The following is a 16281-nucleotide window of genomic DNA, read 5'->3' on the forward strand; positions in this document are numbered from 1 at the left end:
TCGCATGTCTCACCAATGCCGTTTCTGCTCAGCGCCGCTGACGACCGTTGTCGCAGATCTTGGATCGACACCGTGGTCGAACGCCTTTCTGCCAGATGCAGCCGCGATCGCCAAGGAGCGCTCCTTTCCGTTGAGGGTCATGGTTTGCGCGGAGTGTTTCCTGGTTCAAACGACCGAGAACGTGCCGGCGGACGAAATTTTCAACGCCGACTATGCCTACCTCTCATCGTTCTCGACCAGCTGGCTCGAACATGCCAAGCGCTACGCCGAGATGATGACCGAGCGCTTCGGACTTTCGGCAGCTTCGACAGTGGTCGAAGTCGCCTCGAACGACGGCTATCTCCTGCAATATTTCGCAGCCAAGGACATCCAGGTGCTCGGCGTGGAACCGGCCGCGAATGCAGCAAAGATCGCGGAAAGCCGCGGCGTGGCGACCAAGGTGGCGTTCTTCGGCAGGCAGACCGCCCAGGCGCTGGTCGAGGGCGGCGTGCGCGCCGACGTGACGGCCGCCAACAACGTCCTTGCTCATGTGCCAGATATCGCCGATTTCGTCAGTGGCTTTGCCATCCTATTGAAGCCGGACGGCGTTTCGACATTCGAATTCCCGCATCTTCTGACGATGATCGATGGCATCCAGTTCGACACGATCTATCACGAACACTACTCGTACATGTCGCTGCTCGCGGTCGAGCGCATTTTCGGCGCTTGCGGGCTGAAGGTCTTCGATGTCGAGGAGATTCCGACGCATGGCGGATCGTTGCGCGTCTTCGCACAGAAGGCGGAAGGCGCCCGCGCTGTGACAGACAGGCTGCTTGCGCTGCGCGCAAAGGAAGAGGCCTTCGGCCTCAAGGAGATGGCGACCTACGAACGGTTCGGGACGCGGATCGAAGGCGTGTGCGAAGCGTTCAAGGCCTTCCTTCGCCAAGCCAAGGTCGCTGGCAAAACGGTCGCCGCCTATGGCGCCGCAGCCAAGGGCAACACCTTCCTGAACGTCTGCCGCGTTAACGCCGACGACATCGTCTTCGTCGTCGACCGCAGCGACATCAAGCAAGGCAAGTTGTTACCGGGAAGCCATATTCCCGTCTATGCGCCGAGCCATATCGAAGCCGCGAAGCCGGACTATCTCGTCATCCTGCCGTGGAATCTGACCGAAGAGATCGTCAAGTCGAACGATTATATCCGGGCATGGGACGGACGTTTCGTGGTGGCGATCCCGACGCTACGGATTCTTTGAGATTGATGAAGCAGAGCGATGCTGGTTGGCATCGCTTCGTTTTACGGGGTCGCACGCCTGTCCTGCGGAGGTGCCTGGTAACCTTGCCGCCAACGACGTGGAGGTCGTGGGACTCGTGGGTGTGGATATCGTTCGGGCGGCGTCTGTTTCTCAGACAAGCGGTACCTTGTTCGTATCATGATGTGCCCCCACCATCGGCCTTTCGCGCTTCTCTGGGTCCCTTTGCGTGATCTGGCCCGGTCTTCACGGGACCTCCGGAGACAACGCAACATTTCAAAAATCGATAGCGACCACATGTCGCAAATAGACACCAAATAGACGCGGTAGCCATTGATTTATCAACGCAATTCACCGCAAACGCGTCGAAAACTGAGCCGGCTAGAGTCAGCTTGTTCAACCAGTGATTGACTGTGTCGCGGCATGCCCATTTGATCGAAACGCCCTCGCAGCTGCGAAAAATCGCCCATTCTGTAGCCTGGTGATAGAATGGGGGCCAAAAATCACGGCCTCAGGAAGCGTCGCTCGCTGTTTCATTTGGGGGCTTGCAACGCCAGACCTTTACGATAGGTTGCGCGTTGACCTGAACGTAACTGGTCACGGGAACAAACGACTAATAAAAGGCGCAAAGCCTAGAAAGGTGGCCCCCATATGAGCTTTCTTACGAAAAAATTCCTGGCTTCAGCAGTGTTTGGCTCGCTGCTGGCCGTGTCGGCGCACGCAGCGACGCTCAACATCCACAATGGCGGCGACCCGCAGTCGCTCGACCCACAGAAGCTGTCGAGCGACTATGAGAACCGCATTGCAGGCGACATCTTCGAGGGCCTCGTAACGGAAGACCCGAAGGACGATCCGATCCCGGGGCAGGCCGAAAGCTGGACTGTCTCGCCTGATGGCAAGGTCTATACCTTTAAGCTGCGCGACGGCATCAAGTGGTCGGACGGCCAGCCGGTGACCGCAGGGGATTTTGTTTTCGCCTTCCAGCGCCTTCTCGATCCGAAGAATGCCGCCGAATACGCCTATCTGCAGTTCACCATCAAGAACGCGGAGAAGATCAACAAGGGCGAGATCACCGATTTCAGCCAGCTCGGCGTCAAGGCGATCGACGACAAGACGCTCGAGATCACGCTGGAGAACCCAACCCCCTACTTCATCAACTCGCTGATGCATTACACCGCCTACCCGCTGCCGAAGCATGTGGTTGAGGCGAAGGGGACTGACTGGGTCAAGATCGGCAACATCGTCACCAACGGCCCGTACAAGCCGACCGAATGGATCCCAGGTGCGTCCGTCACGACCATCAAGAACGACCAGTACTACGGCGAGAAAGACCTGAAGATCGACGGCGTCAAGTTCTTCACGCTCGAAGACCAGGAAGCGGCTCTGAAGCGTTATCGCGCCGGCGAGTTCGACATCATGACCGACTTCCCGACCGATCAATACGAGTGGATGAAGAAGAACCTGCCGGGTCAGGCGCACGTGACGCCGTTCCTGGCCAGCTACTACTACGTCCTCAACGCCCAGAAGCCGCCGTTCAACGACAAGCGCGTCCGCCAGGCGCTGTCGATGGCCGTCAACCGCGATGTGATCGGTCCGAAGATCCTCGGCACCGGCGAACTACCAGCCTATTCGTGGGTTCCACCGGGCACCGCCAACTACGGCGATCCGGCCTATGTCAGCTGGAAGGACATGCCCTACAAGGAGAAGGTGGAAGAGGCGAAGAAGCTGCTCAAGGAAGCAGGTTTCGGACCCGACCACCCGCTGAAGGCACAGCTTCGCTACAACACCAACGACAATCACAAGCGCGTGGCAGTCGCCATCGCCTCGATGTGGAAGCCGCTCGGTGTCCAGATCGAGCTCTACAACACCGAAACCAAAGTGCATTACGACGAAATGCAGCATGGTCAGGTCGAAATCGGCCGCGCCGGCTGGATCGCCGACTACAACGATCCGGACAACTTCCTCGGCCTGCTCGTTTCGGGCGTTTCGATGAACTACGGCCGTTGGAGCAACGCCGATTACGACAAGCTGATCAAGGAAGCGAACGCCCAGACCGACCTGAAGACGCGCGCGCAAATCTTCAAGAAGGCTGAACAGCTCGCGCTCGACGACAGTGCCGCCATTCCGCTGTACTATTATGTCTCGAAGAACGTCGTCTCGCCGAAGGTTCAGGGCTTCGAAGACAATATTCAGGACATCCACCGTACGCGCTGGCTGTCGATCAAAGAATAAGGAACACCGGCCCTTCCCGCCTGCTGCAGGAAGGGCCGATCCACGACCATGATCAAATATGCACTCCGTCGCCTGCTGTCGACGATCCCCGTCATGTGGATCGCCGTGACACTCAGCTTTTTTGTCTTGCGCCTTGCTCCCGGCGGCCCATTCGATGGCGAGCGGCCATTGCCGCCGGTGATCCTGAAGAACCTCGCGGCTCACTACAATCTCGACAAGCCGCTTATCGACCAATACCTGATCTACATCTACGACGTGTTGAAGGGCGACCTTGGTCCTTCCTTCGCCAATGAAGACTTTACCGTCAGCCAGCAGATCATGATCGGCCTGCCCTACACGTTCACGATTGGTGGCCTCGCCTTCATCCTTGCCATCCTCATCGGTGTGACAGTTGGCTGCCTTGGGGCGCTTTACCAGAATAAGGCACCTGACTATCTCCTCGGCTTGGTCATTCTCGTCGGCCTGGTTCTTCCGAACTTTCTCATCGCGCCCATCCTACAGCTGATTTTCGGCATCCATCTCGGTTGGCTGCCTGTCGGGGGATGGGGTGACGGCTCGTTCAGGTATCTCGTCATCCCGATCGTCGTGCTGGCATTGCCGCATGCGGGCCGCATCTCACGCATGACCCGCGGCTCGATGATCGAGGTGATGAACCAGAATTACATCCGCACCGCCAAGGCCAAGGGCATCGGTCCGCGGCTGACCGTCATGCGACACGCGCTGAAGCCTGCCATGATGCCGGTCGTTTCCTATCTCGGCCCGGCGGCGAGCTACCTTCTCACCGGCTCGCTCGTTGTCGAGAGCATCTTTGGATTGCCCGGCATCGGCCGCTATTTTGTCAACGCGGCGCTGAACCGCGACTACGGCATGGTTCTCGGCACGGTCATATTCTACATGGTCCTGATCGTCTTTCTGAACCTTCTCGTCGACATTGCCTATGCGTGGCTCGATCCGAAAGTGAGAAACCGATGATCCTCAATCCCGCAAAGAGAGAGCTGCTCGCGGCTGAACTTCTGGAGGCTGAAGGGCTCTCGCAAAAGAGCCGCTCGCTGACCGGCGATGCTCTGCGTCGTCTTTCCCGCAACAAGGCAGCCGTCGTTGCCATCGTTGTGCTCCTCCTCCTGATCCTGGCCGCATTCCTCGGCCCGTACCTCATTCCGTTCGACTACGAGGAACCGGATTGGGCGGCTTTCCGGATGCCCCCTGAGATGGAGAGCGGCCACTATTTCGGAACCGATCCGAACGGCCGCGACCTGCTTGCGCGTGTTCTTTACGGCACCCGCGTCTCGCTCGCCGTCGCCGCGACGGCGACCATCGTGTCCGTGGTAATCGGCGTACTATATGGCGCGATTTCCGGCTACATTGGCGGCAGGCTCGATGCGATCATGATGCGCTTTGTCGATATCATGTATGCCCTGCCCTACATTCTCTTCGTGATCCTGCTGATGGTGGTGTTCGGCCGCAACGTCTACCTGCTGTTTGCAGCAATCGGTGCGCTGGAATGGCTGACGATGGCCCGAATCGTGCGGGGACAGACGCTCTCGATCAAGCAACGCGAGTTCATCGAAGCGGCACGCGCGTCCGGCCAGAAGCCGTTCAAGATCATCCTCAAGCACATTATCCCGAACCTCGTCGGGCCGGTCGTGATCTTTGCTGCGCTGACCGTCCCGGAAATCATCGCGACCGAGAGCTTTCTGTCCTACCTTGGTTTCGGCGTTCAGGAACCCCTCACCTCGCTCGGCACGCTGATTGCTGAGGGCACCGATGCCATGGAAAGCATGCCGTGGCTGCTGATCTTCCCGGCCTGCTTCCTCGTTGCCCTGCTGATGAGCCTGCTTTTCATCGGCGATGGCCTGCGCGACGCGTTCGACCCGAAGGATCGATAGAATGCACCCAGAAACAAAAAACGATGCGCTTCTTGAACTGAGAGACTATTCGATCACCTTTGCGACGCCGGATGGCGAAGTGAAGGCCGTCTCCAACATGAACCTTTCAGTCCGGCGCGGCGAGCGCGTCGCGATCGTCGGTGAATCCGGATCCGGCAAGAGTCAGACCTTCCTCGGTGTTATGGGTCTGCTTGCCAAGAACGGCCGCACCAGCGGCCAGGCACTACTGGAGGGAAAGGACGTGCTCGCGCTGAAGTCGCGCGAACTCGACCGTGTCCGCGGAAAGGACATGGCTATGGTGTTCCAGGACCCCATGACGGCCCTCAATCCGTCGCTGCGGATTTCCCGACAACTGACGGAACAGCTGGAAGTCCACCGAGGCTTCACGGCGCGGGCAGCCTCTGCCGAGGCCCTGGACATGCTCAAACGTGTCGGCATCCCCGACCCGTCGCGACGCTTCAACCTCTACCCGCACGAGCTTTCTGGCGGCATGCGCCAGCGCATCGTTATTGCCATGGCGCTACTAACCAAACCGAAGCTGCTCATCGCCGACGAGCCGACAACGGCGCTCGACGTGACAATCCAGGCGCAAATCCTCGATCTCTTCAACGACCTGACGGCGGAAATGAACACGGCGCTTGTCATGATCACCCATGATTTGGGTGTCGTCGCGGGCCTCGCGGACCGCGTCGCCGTCATGTATGCCGGGCGGATTGTCGAGGAAGCACCGGTCGACGAACTCTTCGAAGTGCCGGCGCATCCCTATACGGCGGCGCTGCACGCCTCCATCCCGCGGCCCGACCAGGACGTCGATCAGCTCGCCGTCATCCCCGGTCGCCCACCCAATCTCCAACACCTGCCGAAGGGCTGTAGCTTCTCGCCGCGCTGTCCCATGGTCCAGAACGATTGCATCGACGTGTCACCGAAGCTCGAAATTCTGGCGGAACGTCATTCCGCGGCCTGCTTCCATCCCTTCCCGCGCCGTGAGGAGGTTTTGAACCATGGCTGACCGGTCCCTTTTGAGAGTCGAGAACCTCACGACCCAGTTCGAGCTGCCGTCGAAGAGCTTCTTCAAGCCGCCGATGCTGTTGACTGCCGTCAACAATGTCAGCTTCGACCTGAGAGAAGGCCGGACGCTAGGCATCGTCGGCGAGTCCGGTTGCGGCAAGTCGACGCTCGGCCGTTCGATTTTACGTCTCCTCAAGTCGCAGAAGGGCCGCATCCTGTGGCAGGGGCGGAATCTGCTCGACCTATCGGACGAGGACATGCGTGCGGCCCGCCGCGACATGCAGATCATCTTCCAGGATCCGATCGCCTCTCTTAACCCGCGCATGACCGTAGGCGACATCATTGCCGAACCCCTCACCGTCTTCGAGCCGAAGCTTACGAAAGCGGAACGACTGACGCGCGTCCGGGAGATCATGGCGGCCGTCGGCCTGGTGCCCGAAATGATCAACCGCTATCCGCACGAGTTCTCGGGCGGCCAGGCACAGCGCATCGGCATCGCCCGCGCGGTCGTGACGCGACCGAAGCTGATCATCTGCGACGAGCCCGTCTCGGCGCTCGACGTGTCGATCCAGGGGCAGGTGATCACGCTCTTGCGCAAGCTCCGGAAGGAGTTCGGGCTGACGCTGATCTTCATCAGCCACGATCTTTCGGTCGTCCGGCTGATCTCTGACGACGTTCTGGTGCTCTATCTCGGCAAGGTGGTCGAGGCCGGGGATTGCGCCACCGTGTTCGACCGCCCGGCGCATCCCTACACGCAGGCTCTTTTTTCGGCCGCGCCGGTACCCGATCCGAAGCTCGCCCGCAACCGGCAGCGCATCCGGCTGCAAGGCGACCCACCCTCGCCGCTCAATCCGCCGCCAGGCTGCGTGTTTTCTCCGCGCTGCTGGAAAGCCACGGATATTTGCCGCACGGAAATGCCGCCGACCGAAGAGGTTCGGCCAGGACAGTCCGCCGCTTGCTACCACATGGACCGCTAAGCCGGTACCAATGAAAGTCCCGAACGGCCCGCTGATTGTCCAGCGGGCCGTTCGGCATTTATCCGGCACACCAAAACCGCCACCTGTTCGTTCTTGGCGGGTGTGCTTCGAGCGTATCACTCCTAGCGCACAAGCAAAGGTCCTCGAAGGAGCCTTGAGCAGATCCTATCCGCACCGCTCAAAGCTGATTGGGCAATCAGCGGGCGCCCCAGGTGTCTGTGAGACGGTAGCCTTCCGGCCAGGGGTCGGAGGGGTCGAGCATGTGCTGGTGCGTGCCGGTGATCCAGGCGCGACCGGAGATTTCCGGCAGGATCGCCGGATGACCGCCGACTTCGGTGGTGCCGAGAATGCGGCCGGTGAAGGTGGAGCCTATCAGCGAAACGGCGGTCAGCCTGTCCTCAAGGGTCATTTGCCCACGGGCGTGCAGCACCGCCATGCGCGCCGACAGCGCCGTGCCGGTGGGCGAGCGGTCGACCTTGCCGGGCTGAATCGCGACGGCAGCGCCGGCACGAAGGCCTTCCGTTGTGATCTCCACGGGGCCGGCGAAGAGGCAGAAGGAGAAGTGCTTCCAATCCGGGTTCTCGGGGTGATGGAATCCGAATGCGGCATTGGCCGCGTTGGTGATCCGTACACCGAGCCGCGCAATGTCATGCGCCTCGTCCGGTGATAGGCGGAAGCCCATGGCTGCGGCGTCGACGATAACGAAACTGTCGCCGCCATAGGCCGTATCGACGGTCAATGTGCCCAGTCCCTCGACTTCCAGCTTTGCATCCAGCCGTTCTGCGAAGCTCGGCAGGTTCTGCACGAAGATGCGCTCGGCCTTGCCGTTGCGGCACTCGGCGCGCACACGAACCAGGCCACCGGGAGCCTCCAGAGTGATTTCAGTGACCGGCTCCTGCATCGGCAGGATGCCGCTATCAAGCAACACCGTGGACACGCAGATCGAATTCGAGCCGGACATGGGTGGCGTGTCTTCCGGCTCCATGATGATGAAGGCGGCATCGGCATCGGGATGCTTCGGGGGCACCAGCAGGTTGACGTGACGGAAGACGCCGCCGCGCGGTTCGTTCAGCACGAAATTGCGCAGCGTCTGGTCACGGGCGATCCAGCGGCTTTGCTCCCAGATCGTTTCGCCGGGCGGCGGCATCACGCCGCCGACGATGACATCTCCCACCTCACCTTCGGCATGGGCGGAAATCACATGGATGGTCTTGGTACTGCGCATGATCCCTCCTCAGGAAAGCCAATCTGGCAACTGTGCCGGAACCCGCCCAGTCAGAGCCGCGGTAACGCAATCGGCAAGACTGCCGAAGCGAACGGCACGACCGGAAAGGCCGGGGCCGTAGTGGGCATACTTGCCCGAATTCGTCATCAGGGCGCGGGTCCGCGTCGGGAACACCGGTTCGGAAATCGAACACCAGCAGAGATCGGGCAACACCTGTACGCCTGCGTCCTCCAATCTGCTTAGTAAGCCTTCCTTGCGCGCCGCGCTGATGACCTGCCGACCGGCGGTGACGATCACCGTGACATCGCAGTGCCGGATGCGGTCAGCAAACATATCTGCCAAGGCACGACATTCGCTCAGAGAGGCATGAGGGCTGCCGATGGCGACGAGTTCTACGTCCTCCGGCCCTTCATTGAGAATCGTCCAGGCCGCGGCCATGTCGGCGCGCGAGATGAAGGCGCGATCGGCGCCATCGGGTGCCGCGTCGGCGGCCTCAGGAGTGACGCCCTCCACATGCAGCATGGGTGCTGCGGACGTGGTGCCAAAAGCGGCGCAAAGGGCCTTGAGATCGTCCTGCGAAGGCTGCGCGGGACTGAGACCGCGCAGAAGCGGAATGCGGTCCGGTGCTGCACGACCGGCGAGATAGCCGATCAGCGGCCAGAAAGCGTCATCGACGTGCTCAGGCAGTTCGACATCGACGATACGCCGCGCCTTGCGGTGCTCGTCGAGATAGACACCGGATAGCGGCGCGCGGGCCGTCAGCGCTATGCAGAGATCGAGGAAGTCGGGGTGCTTTGCCGTCCTTGCCCCGAGGACGGTGTTGGCGAAGATCACCGCGTTGGATTCCGCCCATGCGATGGATTCGCCTGCCTTTGGCGCGCTGTCGAGCAGGTAGGGAGAGCAGGTGAAAGTCGGCCGACAGCCCATCCGGACATAGGCATCGGCAAGCCGCGCGGCCGGGTCGCCGAAGGTCGACGGTACGCCTTGCGCTTGCCAATTGGCGCGATCCACGGAAATGGCGTTCATGGTCGTCGGCACGCAAACGAGCGCCCCCATATCCGCCATCTTCTCCGCAAAGGTGAGATTTGCCGGGCTGGCGTAGATACAGCCGTCAATATGGCCCTGCGTGACATCCACGAGCCCATATGCACCTTGCTGCGCCGCCATGGCGCAGATGATGCGCATAGCCTGCTGCGCGGCGACACCTTGCCGTCCGTCAAGCATGGCGCGATCGGCTTCGGTGAGGTCGAGCGCAGCGGTCTTCGGAGGAGCGATCGAAATCTCCAACCCGTCCGCCACAACCGCCGTATCGCGGATCTCAGCCGTCTTCGCGCGGGAGAGCGCCGCAAAGGCTTCCGGCCCAAGCCTCAGGACGGGCAGCGGCTTGCCGAACATTTCGGATGCGATTAGCGCGCCGAGCGTCAGCACATCCTCAGCCTCGGAAAAAACCAAGGCGGCCGGTGCACGCCCTGTCAGGACAAGATCAAGGAGCACGCCGGAACCCGTGCAGGACCCGCGGCTCGACGGCATCATCAGGATGCCGTCTGTCAGGCAGGTCCCGTGAAGCGGGTGGTGCACGTCGATCACGCTGCCGGTCGCCGGATCGACCCCACCCCAGAAGCTCAAGGCCTCCTTGGTGGCGATGACGGGACCTTTGGCGGAGCCTCCGAGAATGCTGCGATCGAGTGCGGATTGTTTCATTTCACGCGAAGCCTTGAGCGGAGAGATGACGATCACCAACGGGGGCGTTGCGAACCAACATCGCGGTTGGCACGCTGTTGGCCTCCATCAGAATCTTTGCGGCGAGAAGAACGCGATGTCGATGGCGGGCTTCTTGCCTGTCAGCAGATCCGCGACGATCCGCGCGGTCCCTGCCGACTGAGTCAGGCCGAGATGGCCGTGACCGAAAGCATAGACAACCCGCTGGCTGTCGCGGGCATGGCCGATGGCGGGCAAGCTGTCGGGCAAGGATGGACGGAAGCCCATCCACTGAACGCCACCCTGCGGCTTCAGGCCCGGCAGGAAACTCACGGCCTTCTCCAGCATCGCCTCGGAGCGACGGAAGTTCGGCGGGAGCTTGAGCCCCCCGAGCTCGACGGCACCACCGATACGGATACCCGTCGATAGCCGGGTAACGACGAACCCGTGACCGCCGAAGGTAACCTGGGTGCGCAAGTCGAAAGCCTCGGGAGGAAGGGTGGTGTTGTAGCCCCTCTCCGTTTCCAGCGGAATGTTCTCGCCGATGGTGCGGGCCACCTGATGGGAATAGGCGCCTGCCGACAGGACCACACGCGCGGCACGTCGCGAACCGCCGCCGGTGCTCACAACATCGACGCCGCCCTCTACGGGACGCAACGCCGTTACCTGCGCGCGCTCGATTGTGCCGCCCATGGCGCGGAAGTGGCCCGCCAAGGCAAGGGTATAGAGCTTGGGATCAGCGATGGAGTACCAGCCCGGCGTGAAGGTGCCATGGGTAAAGCGCGGCGCGAGGCCGGGCTGGATCTCAGCCATGCCGAGCGCATCGAGGTGATGGAACTCAACGCCGTGCGCTTCCCGCGCCTTCCAGCCGGGAAGCGATGCGTTCAGCTCCGCTTCGCCCTCGTAGACCTGGAGATTGCCGTCCTTGCGCAGCATGGCTGCGGTGCCGGTCTGCTGCAGAAACGGCTCGAGCTCCGCCTTCGAAAGATCCATCAGCGCGGTTTGCGCCGCTGTGGAATGTGCGACACGGCCCGGCGCACAGGCACGCCAGAACCGAAACATCCAGGGCGCGATCTGCAAGGCATAGGCAGGCGGGACCGACAATGGACCGAGCGGATCGAGAAGCCACTTCGGTGCTTTCTTCAGAATGCCAGGCGAGGCAAGCGGCAAGATGTCGGTGAAGGCGAAGGCGCCGGCATTGCCTGCCGATGCTCCAGCAGCGGGACCGTCTCGGTCGAGTACGACCACCGAAAGCCCTCTTGCCTGTGCTGCGATCGCCGCGGATAGCCCAACGACCCCCGCGCCAACCACGATGACGTCAGGTCCGGCCATCAGCGCACGCTCGCCAGGAACTTCTGCGTTTCAGGATGCTGCGGCGCGCCGAAAATCTGATCGGGCGTACCGATCTCGGCCATGATGCCCTGATGGAAGAAGGCAACACGCTTGGATACGTCCCGAGCAAAAGCCATCTCGTGGGTGACGCAGATCATCGTCATTCCCTCTTCGGCAAGCATCTTCAGTGTGTCCAGCACTTCGCCAACGAGCATGGGATCCAGCGCCGACGTCACCTCGTCGAACAACATGTATTCCGGCGACATGGCAAGCGCACGGGCAATCGCCATGCGCTGCTGCTGGCCGCCCGACATGCGGTTCGGATAGACCTCCAGCTTCTCGCCGAGGCCAACATGGGTCAACTGCTTGACGGCAATCTCCTCGGCTTTGTCCTTCGACAGGCCGAGAACCTTGCGGGGCGCCAGCATCACGTTTTCCAGTACGGTCAGATGCGGGAAGGCGTTCCACTGCTGGAAGACGATCCCGACCTTGCGACGAAGCTTGTTGAGGTCGGTGCTCTTGGCATGAACCTCGGTGCCGTCGATTACGACGCGCCCCGAATCGATAGGCTCCAGCCCGTTGATACAGGTGAGCAGCGTCGACTTGCCCGAACCGGAACCGCCGATGACGGTGACCACTTCGCCTTTTTGGACGGTGAGGTCGATGCCTTTCAGAACCTCCAACGGGCCAAAGGATTTGCGAACGTTTTCAATCTTAATCATTGGGGGACCACCGTTTTTCGAGATACCCGCCAATCCGGGCGATGGGGAAGCTGATGATGAAGTAGACGGCGCCGCAGATCATCAAGACGAACAGCGGCTCCTGCAGCCGGGTAACGAGAATCTGCGAGGCGCGCAGCAACTCGATAAGGCCAAGCCAGAGCACCAGCGCGGAATCCTTCATGACGCCGAGCGTCAGACCAATCCAGGACGGCAGCGAAACGCGGGTGGCAAGAGGCGCAACGATATAGCGCATATCCTGCCACCAGGTCATGCCGAGCGAACGAGCCGCACGACGCGTGGTTGGTGGCACCGAGGAAATGCCGCCGCGCACGATCTCCGTGCAATAGGCGGCGGTATAGAGCGACAGCACCACACAGGAGGTCATGAACGGAGGCCAGCCAAGCCGCGTGATCGACTGGAGTGCATTGCCAAGCACAAGCTGGATCAACAAAGGCACCGAGCGGAAGACGTCGAGCGCGAAGGTCAGCGGTGCGGACCAGTAGGGCCCGAGTTCGACACGGATCATTCCGAATAGAATTCCAAGGAGGGTGCCGGCAGCGACCGAAACGGCAGTGACCGCAAGCGTCATCCCAGCGCCTTGCGCCAGGAAGGTCAGATCACCCCAGGTGAGGGCAGTATTGAACATCTCTCACCTCCCTTAGTAGCGAAACATACGCCAGGCGAGCGCCCGGGCAGCAAGGGTCAGAACCTTGGCGATGACGTAGTAGATCACGGCAGCCAAGGCGAAGAATTCAAAGGTGCGGAAGGAGCGCGCATTCAGTTCCTGGGTCACGCCGGCAAGGTCGGTGTTCATGCCGACGGTCACGCCGAGCGACGTCATTAGAACTGCCCAGACCATTTGATTGGTCGCCGGCAGAAAGGCCACGCGCAGCATCTGTGGCAAGACGATCAGGCGAAAGGTCTGCATCGACGTCATGCCAATCGAGCGCCCGGCCCGTGTCTGCGTCTCCGGGATCGCCGTCAGTGCGCCGCGGAAATTTTCAGCCAGGTAGCCGCCGTTGTTGAAGGCAATGCCCACCAAGAGCGCGGTAAATGGAGTGAGGTGAATGCCGAAATTGCCAAGGCCAAAATGGGCCATGTAAATCTGGAACAGCGCAGGTGTATTTCGGGCGATCTCGACCCAGGCCATGGTGAAGCCGCCAAGGATGCGGTTGCCGGATAGTCGGAACAAGGTCAGCGCGATCGCGCAAGCCAGTCCGATGACCATGGACAAGAGCGCAATCTGCAGTGTGACCAGCGCACCATCAAGCATCTGCGGCAATGCTTTCAGGGCTTGGTTCCAGTGGAAGGTGTAGTTGAACATGACCGTCTCACCTTTCTGTAAAGCTGCGGCGCGAGGGAACGCCTCGCGCCGCGGGAGAAACGGTCAGATCAGCGATATACGCCATTGACCGCGAGAGACGGTACCTCGCCGCCGACCCACTTCTTGTAGAGTTCGTCGTAGCGGCCGGTTCGAACCTGCTGGTTGACGAACAGGTTCAGGTAGTTGATGAGGCCGTATTCCTCACGGTTGGTGAAGAGCGCGACGTAGTCGATATCGAAGGGCGCCTTGCCGACCACTGAGATAGCCGCAAACTTGCCGGTCTTGACGTTCGCTTGCGCCACGGTCGAGGTGGAAACGGTGGCATCGAGCTGACCCTGGCTCAGCGCCAGGAATACGTCGGCCTGCGTCTGGTAAGGACGGAACTCGCCGGTACCCAAAGCCTTGACCTGCTGCTCGAGTGCGATCGCTTCATAGGTGCCGGCCGTGGCGCCGACGACCTTGCCCTTCATGTCTTCGAAGGACTTCACCCCCGACTTCTCATTGGCGGTAACAGCCATCTCGAAAGCAAAGTAGGGAACCGTCATGCCGACGGTCTTGGCGCGTTCAAGGGTGTCGGACGTGGAGGCAACGCCCACGTCGACGCGGCCGGACATCAACGCCGGAATACGTTCAGGGAACGGGGTCTCAACGATTTCGGCAGTTACGCCCAGCGCCTTGGCCAGATCGTTGCAGTAGTCCACGTCGAAGCCGATCGGATTGTTGTTCTCGTCGCGCGAACCCATCGGCGGGAAGTCCAACACGACAGCGCAACGCAGCGTGCCCGAACCGATGATATCGTCCAGCTTGTCAGCCTTGGCCGGGCTGGTCAGGAGGGTGGCGGCGGCCAGAAGGCCGAAGGCGAGGACCGAGGATTTCATCTTTTTCTCTCTCCCAGAGTTGGATTGTCCATTGACGGACGAGGCGCACTATTCCCCGTCAGCGCGCGCAAATCAATGTAAAAATACATCCAGTATACAAAAAGTATAAGATCATCGATATTCATGTCGACAAAAAAGGGCGGCCAAGTCGTGGCCGCCCTTGCTTTTTCTATCGGCGGTAGGAATCAGCCGAGAAAATCTTCCGGCAGAAGCTCTTCGGACATGTTCTGGTACGAGACCGGACGCAGGAAACGCCGGATCGACATCGTGCCGACGCTGGTGGCCCCAAAGTTGGTCGACGCCGGATAGGGCCCGCCATGGACCATGGAATCGACCACCTCGACCCCAGTGGGGAACCCGTTAACCAGCACGCGTCCGGCCTTGCGCTCCAGCACGGGACGCAGGCGGCGCGCGTCAGCAAGATCGCCAGCGTCCATATGGATCGTTGCCGTCAACTGGCCTTCGAAGCCGCGCGCAAGCTGCTCCATCTCATCGATTGCCTCCACGCGCACCACGAGACCGAGCGGTCCGAAGACCTCTTCGCCCAGAGCGTGATCGGCGAGGAACTGCGCGCCCGTCGTCTCGAATAGGTTCGGGGCAGCAGAACGGTTGGAGGTTTCGCCGACGAACAGCGGCTTGACCGTATTGCGGCTTGCAAAGCGCGCCTGCCCATCCTGATAGGCCTTCGCGATCCCATCCGTCAGCATCGTCTGCGGCGCCACCTTGCCGAGTGCCTCGACCGTCGCGGCCACGAAGCGATCGGCGTCGGCACTCTCGCTCACCACAGCGATCCCAGGGTTGGTGCAGAACTGACCGGCGCCCATCGTCAGCGACGCCGCCCAGCCCTGGCCGAGCGTCTCGGCGCGCGCCTTCAACGCTTCGGGCAGCAGAAACATTGGATTGACAGAACCGAGCTCGCCAAAGAACGGGATCGGTTCCGGTCGCGCGGCGCACAGATTGAAGAGTGCGCGGCCGCCGGCGAGTGAGCCGGTGAAGCCGACCGCCTTGATCCGTGGGTGCTGCACCAGCGCATGGCCAACTTCGCGGCTACCGCCCTGGATCAGCGAGAACACGCCCGGATGGACACCCGTCTTGCGGATGGCCGCCTCGATGGCCTGCGCGACAATCTCACCGGTCCCTGGATGCGCCGAATGGCCCTTGACGACGACAGGGCAACCTGCCGCCAGCGCGGCGGCGGTATCGCCACCAGCAGTTGAGAAGGCGAGAGGGAAGTTCGAGGCGCCGAAGACGCCAACCGGGCCGATCGGGCGCTGGATGAGCCGGATCTCCGGCCGCGGCGCGGGTTGTCGGTCGGGCAGCGCGGCATCGAGACGGCGATCGAGATACTCGCCCTTTTCAATATGATCGGCGAAAAGCCGCAACTGGCCGGTTGTGCGACCCCGTTCGCCCTGCAGGCGCGCTTCCGGCAGACCGGTTTCCTGGCTACCGATCTCTGTGATCGCCTCGGCGCGAGCCTCGATCTCGTCAGCAATGGCACGCAGGAACGCCGCTCGCTCCGCACGAGTGGAGTAACCGTAGCTCCAGAATGCATCTTCGGCAGCTTCACATGCGCGATTCACCAGGTCTACCGTGCCGACGGCGAACTGATGCACTGGACCATGCGCCGGCGCGGATGCAAAAGTACCAACTCCGTCGAGCCATTCGCCAGCGACGAGGTGTTTTCCATTGGGAGTGAAGACCATCTGCGATTCCTTTCTTGAGAGCCCGGGGTGCTTTACGCGAAAATCCATCCGCAGGCGAATTGCAC

General features: G+C 61.3%; 14 protein-coding genes. 6 read left to right on the forward strand and 8 right to left on the reverse strand.

The window, feature by feature from the left end:
- Positions 1-4: 4 nt before the first annotated feature.
- The 6 genes from BSG20_RS11520 (at position 5) to BSG20_RS11545 (ending at position 7334) form a co-directional block, all read left to right on the forward strand.
- Entirely contained in the window at positions 5-1234 is a 1230-nt protein-coding gene (locus BSG20_RS11520; protein WP_072374735.1) for a class I SAM-dependent methyltransferase, read from the forward strand.
- Between the two features lie 648 nt (positions 1235-1882).
- Positions 1883-3463 carry a peptide ABC transporter substrate-binding protein gene (locus BSG20_RS11525; RefSeq protein WP_072374732.1) on the forward strand — a complete coding sequence of 527 codons (1581 nt, stop codon included), beginning with the start codon at positions 1883-1885 and terminating at the stop codon, positions 3461-3463.
- Positions 3464-3511: 48 nt separating this feature from the next.
- The gene (locus BSG20_RS11530; protein WP_072374729.1) at positions 3512-4435 is read left to right on the forward strand and encodes an ABC transporter permease subunit; all 924 of its coding nucleotides are present in this window, start codon (positions 3512-3514) and stop codon (positions 4433-4435) included.
- A complete protein-coding gene (locus BSG20_RS11535) occupies positions 4432-5349 on the forward strand; it encodes an ABC transporter permease (protein ID WP_072374725.1) in 918 nt (305 codons plus the stop codon). The genes BSG20_RS11530 and BSG20_RS11535 overlap by 4 nt, the downstream gene beginning before the upstream one ends.
- 1 nt (position 5350) lies before the next feature.
- Entirely contained in the window at positions 5351-6358 is a 1008-nt protein-coding gene (locus BSG20_RS11540) for an ABC transporter ATP-binding protein (protein ID WP_072374722.1), read from the forward strand.
- A complete protein-coding gene (locus BSG20_RS11545) occupies positions 6351-7334 on the forward strand; it encodes an ABC transporter ATP-binding protein (protein ID WP_072374719.1) in 984 nt (327 codons plus the stop codon). Before BSG20_RS11540 ends, BSG20_RS11545 begins: the two co-directional genes overlap by 8 nt.
- 196 nt (positions 7335-7530) lie before the next feature.
- On the opposite strand, the gene BSG20_RS11550 is transcribed toward BSG20_RS11545, so the two are convergent.
- The 8 genes from BSG20_RS11550 to BSG20_RS11585 form a co-directional block, all read right to left on the reverse strand.
- On the reverse strand, positions 7531-8559 hold the full coding sequence (locus tag BSG20_RS11550; RefSeq protein ID WP_072374715.1) for a trans-3-hydroxy-L-proline dehydratase: 1029 nt from the start codon (positions 8557-8559) through the stop codon (positions 7531-7533).
- Between the two features lie 9 nt (positions 8560-8568).
- Positions 8569-10260, reverse strand: a complete 1692-nt coding sequence (gene lhpI / locus BSG20_RS11555) for a cis-3-hydroxy-L-proline dehydratase (protein ID WP_072375178.1) — start codon at positions 10258-10260, stop codon at positions 8569-8571.
- A gap of 87 nt (positions 10261-10347) precedes the next feature.
- Positions 10348-11589 carry an NAD(P)/FAD-dependent oxidoreductase gene (locus tag BSG20_RS11560; RefSeq protein ID WP_072374713.1) on the reverse strand — a complete coding sequence of 414 codons (1242 nt, stop codon included), beginning with the start codon at positions 11587-11589 and terminating at the stop codon, positions 10348-10350.
- Positions 11589-12311, reverse strand: coding sequence for an amino acid ABC transporter ATP-binding protein (locus tag BSG20_RS11565; RefSeq protein WP_072374710.1), 723 nt, complete (start codon positions 12309-12311; stop codon positions 11589-11591). Before BSG20_RS11565 ends, BSG20_RS11560 begins: the two co-directional genes overlap by 1 nt.
- Positions 12304-12957, reverse strand: a complete 654-nt coding sequence (locus BSG20_RS11570) for an amino acid ABC transporter permease (protein WP_072374707.1) — start codon at positions 12955-12957, stop codon at positions 12304-12306. Before BSG20_RS11570 ends, BSG20_RS11565 begins: the two co-directional genes overlap by 8 nt.
- 12 nt (positions 12958-12969) lie before the next feature.
- Positions 12970-13635, reverse strand: a complete 666-nt coding sequence (locus tag BSG20_RS11575) for an amino acid ABC transporter permease (RefSeq protein ID WP_072374704.1) — start codon at positions 13633-13635, stop codon at positions 12970-12972.
- A gap of 68 nt (positions 13636-13703) precedes the next feature.
- On the reverse strand, positions 13704-14513 hold the full coding sequence (locus BSG20_RS11580; RefSeq protein WP_072374702.1) for an ABC transporter substrate-binding protein: 810 nt from the start codon (positions 14511-14513) through the stop codon (positions 13704-13706).
- Between the two features lie 185 nt (positions 14514-14698).
- Positions 14699-16216 carry an aldehyde dehydrogenase (NADP(+)) gene (locus BSG20_RS11585; RefSeq protein WP_072374699.1) on the reverse strand — a complete coding sequence of 506 codons (1518 nt, stop codon included), beginning with the start codon at positions 16214-16216 and terminating at the stop codon, positions 14699-14701.
- Positions 16217-16281: the final 65 nt, after the last annotated feature.

It is taken from the genome of Rhizobium tibeticum (assembly GCF_900110205.1).
GTDB classification, from domain to species: Bacteria; Pseudomonadota; Alphaproteobacteria; order Rhizobiales; family Rhizobiaceae; genus Rhizobium; species Rhizobium tibeticum.